The sequence below is a fragment of the Streptomyces sp. NEAU-W12 genome, assembly GCF_026242095.1.
Classification (GTDB): domain Bacteria; phylum Actinomycetota; class Actinomycetes; order Streptomycetales; family Streptomycetaceae; genus Streptomyces.
The window spans coordinates 55,723-59,055 of record NZ_JAPJDM010000016.1; the positions used below are offsets into that span (position 1 = coordinate 55,723).

Here is a 3,333-nt window from a genome sequence, read left to right on the forward strand (position 1 = left end):
GGGCGGCCCCGCGCGGCTTGCCGGGTGCGGGGGGGGGCCGTGGGGGCACCCCCCCCCCCCGCCCCGCCGCTCCTGTCAGTGGCAGCCGTTAGCCTGGCACACGTCAAGGATCACCGTCCGCCGGACCGCAACCATCGATTGAGGAACCCCGACGGCGATCAACCAGGTCCGCGAGAGCGGCGGCGGGTCAGCCGCGAAAAGGGGTGCAGGGTGCGCGTGCTGGGGGTGGACCCGGGACTGACGAGATGCGGTGTCGGTGTGGTCGAAGGGGTCGCCGGTCGGCCGCTGACCATGCTTGGCGTGGGTGTCGTGCGCACGTCCGCCGACGCCGACCTCGGGCACCGTCTCGTCGCGGTCGAACAGGGCCTCGAGCGGTGGCTGGACGAATACCGGCCGGAGTTCGTCGCCGTCGAGCGCGTCTTCAGCCAGCACAACGTCCGTACGGTGATGGGCACCGCCCAGGCGAGCGCCGTCGCCCTGCTGTGCGCCTCCCGCCGCGGGATCCCGGTCGCCCTGCACACCCCGAGCGAGGTCAAGGCGGCCGTGACCGGTTCCGGGCGTGCGGACAAGGCCCAGGTCGGTGCGATGGTCACCCGCCTGCTGCGGCTCGACGCGCCTCCGAAGCCCGCCGACGCGGCCGACGCCCTCGCCCTCGCCATCTGCCACATCTGGCGGGCCCCCGCGCAGAACCGGCTCCAGCAGGCCGCCGCCCTGCACGCCTCACGCACGCCCGCCGCGCGCACGGCCGCATCGAGGGCGTCCGGCCCGAGGACATCCACGGCACCGCACCCGTCACCCAGCCCATCGCCCGACCCATTGAAGGGGCGCACCGCATGATCGCCTTCGTCAGCGGCACCGTCGCCGCACTCGCACCCGACGTCGCGGTCGTCGAGGTCGGCGGCGTCGGCATGGCCGTCCAGTGCACGCCGAACACGCTCTCCACGCTGCGCGTCGGCCAGACGGCCCGGCTCGCCACCTCCCTCGTCGTGCGCGAGGACTCGCTCACCCTCTACGGCTTCGCGGACGACGACGAGCGGCAGACCTTCGTCCTGCTGCAGACCGCCAGCGGTGTCGGCCCCCGCCTCGCCCAGGCCATGCTGGCCGTGCACCCCCCGGACGCGCTGCGCCGGGCCGTCGCGACCGCCGACGAGAAGGCGCTCACCGCCGTCCCCGGCATCGGCAAGAAGGGCGCCCAGAAGCTGCTTCTGGAGCTGAAGGACCGCCTCGGCGCACCGGCGGGTGCGGCGGCCGTGGCGAGCCCCGCCACCGCGGGCTGGCGCGACCAGCTGCACGCCGCCCTGATCGGCCTCGGCTACGCGACGCGCGAGGCCGAGGAAGCGGTCGCCGCCGTCACCCCCCAGGCCGAGGCGGCCGAGGGCACACCCCAGGTGGGCGCGCTGCTGCGGGCGGCCCTGCAGACCCTGAACCGCGCCCGCTAGCCCCCGCAAGCCCCGTATTCCTCGTACCGCCCGCCGCCCCGCCCGGCTAGGAGACTTCAGTGAACTGGGACGACACGACCGACCCCACGGCCGCCGAGCGGCTGGTGGGATCTGTCGCCGACGGGGAGGAGCGGGCCGTCGAGGCCGCCCTGCGGCCCAAGGACCTGGACGAGTTCATCGGCCAGGAGAAGGTCCGTGAGCAGCTCGACCTCGTGCTGCGCGCCGCACGCGCGCGCGGCGCCACCGCCGACCACGTGCTGCTCTCCGGCGCCCCCGGCCTCGGCAAGACCACCCTCTCCATGATCATCGCGGCCGAGATGGAAGCCCCCCTCCGCATCACCTCGGGACCGGCCATCCAGCACGCCGGCGACCTCGCCGCGATCCTGTCCTCCCTCCAGGAGGGCGAGGTCCTCTTCCTCGACGAGATCCACCGCATGTCCCGGCCCGCCGAGGAGATGCTCTACATGGCGATGGAGGACTTCCGTGTCGACGTCATCGTCGGCAAGGGCCCCGGCGCCACCGCCATCCCCCTCGAGCTGCCGCCCTTCACCCTGGTCGGCGCCACCACCCGGGCGGGCCTGCTGCCGCCCCCGCTGCGTGACCGCTTCGGCTTCACCGCGCACATGGAGTTCTACGAGCCCACCGAACTGGAGCGGGTCGTCCACCGCTCGGCGAGCCTCCTGGACGTGGGGATAGAGGCCGACGGCGCCGCCGAGATCGCCGGCCGGTCGCGCGGCACGCCCCGCATCGCCAACCGCCTGCTGCGCCGCGTGCGCGACTACGCGCAGGTCAAGGCCGACGGACGGATCACCAGGGAGATCGCCGGGTCGGCCCTCGCGGTCTACGAGGTCGACGCCCGCGGCCTCGACCGGCTCGACCGGGCGGTGCTGGAGGCCCTGCTCAAGCTGTTCGGCGGCGGCCCCGTCGGCCTGTCCACGCTCGCCGTCGCGGTGGGGGAGGAACGGGAGACCGTGGAGGAGGTCGCCGAACCCTTCCTCGTACGGGAGGGGCTGCTCGCCCGTACCCCGCGCGGCCGGGTCGCCACGCCGGCTGCCTGGGCGCATCTCGGCCTTGCCCCGCCCGGCTCCCGGGCCGCCGGAAACGGACAACGGGACCTGTTCGGGGCGTGAGGCGGACGGCACTGGCCACGCCAGGAACCCCGGTGCCATGCTGAGCGTTGTTCCCTGCGCGCCAACTCGCCTAGACTCCGCCGGTGCCACCCTTGTCGGCGGCATCACATACCCCCAACCATCAGGCCGTTCACCATCGCGGTCGTGTGAAGGAAGTCCGACCCGTGAGTCTCCTGACCCTCCTCCCGTTCATTGTGCTCATCGGGGCCATGTTCCTGATGACCCGGTCGGCCAAGAAGAAGCAGCAGCAGGCCATCGACATGCGGAACCAGATGCAGCCGGGTTCCGGTGTCCGCACGATCGGGGGCATGTACGCCACGGTGAAGGAGGTCGGTGACGACACGGTTCTCCTCGACGCCGGCCCCGGTGTGGAGCTGCTGTTCGCGAAGAACTCCATCGGTGCCGTCCTGACCGACGACGAGTACAACCGCATCGTTCACGGCATCGAGCACGACCTGAAGTCCGACGCCGATGTCGTCCCCGACGACGCCTCCTCCCTCACCGAGACCGACGACTCCGCCGCCTCCGCCTCCGACGACGCACCGGTCGATTTCGGCAAGAAGGACACGGCCGGCACGGCCGAAGCGCCCGCCGACACCGCCGACGCAGAGCCCGCCGATGCCGACGCCGCGGACAAGGCGAGGACGGACGAGCAGGCGAAGAAGTCCGACGGCGGTTCCGAGGCGAAGTAGTCGTGTGCCGGGGGGGGGGGGGGGCCCCCGCCCCCCCCCCCCCCGCCCGCCCCCCCCCCGCGCCCCCCCCCC

Annotated in this window: 4 protein-coding genes; all 4 read left to right on the forward strand. The window is 73.4% G+C overall.

Annotation, left to right across the window (positions count from 1 at the left end; all coding sequences use genetic code 11):
- Window positions 1-210: 210 nt before the first annotated feature.
- Window positions 211-837: a crossover junction endodeoxyribonuclease RuvC gene (gene ruvC / locus ORI94_RS20975; protein ID WP_266077930.1), complete on the forward strand. Its 627-nt coding sequence runs from the start codon at window positions 211-213 to the stop codon at window positions 835-837.
- Window positions 834-1,439: a Holliday junction branch migration protein RuvA gene (gene ruvA / locus ORI94_RS20980; protein ID WP_266077932.1), complete on the forward strand. Its 606-nt coding sequence runs from the start codon at window positions 834-836 to the stop codon at window positions 1,437-1,439. The genes ruvC and ruvA overlap by 4 nt, the downstream gene beginning before the upstream one ends.
- A 59-nt stretch (window positions 1,440-1,498) precedes the next feature.
- Window positions 1,499-2,569 (forward strand): Holliday junction branch migration DNA helicase RuvB, encoded by a 1,071-nt coding sequence (gene ruvB, locus ORI94_RS20985; RefSeq protein ID WP_266077933.1) that lies wholly within the window; start codon window positions 1,499-1,501, stop codon window positions 2,567-2,569.
- A gap of 164 nt (window positions 2,570-2,733) precedes the next feature.
- Window positions 2,734-3,261 carry a preprotein translocase subunit YajC gene (yajC, locus tag ORI94_RS20990; RefSeq protein WP_266077934.1) on the forward strand — a complete coding sequence of 176 codons (528 nt, stop codon included), beginning with the start codon at window positions 2,734-2,736 and terminating at the stop codon, window positions 3,259-3,261.
- Window positions 3,262-3,333 lie beyond the last annotated feature (72 nt).

Excerpts from the sequence above, each read along its gene's own strand:
- ruvA (WP_266077932.1), top strand. The coding sequence starts at position 834 with ATGATCGCCTTCGTCAGCGGCACCGTCGCCGCACTCGCACCCGACGTC.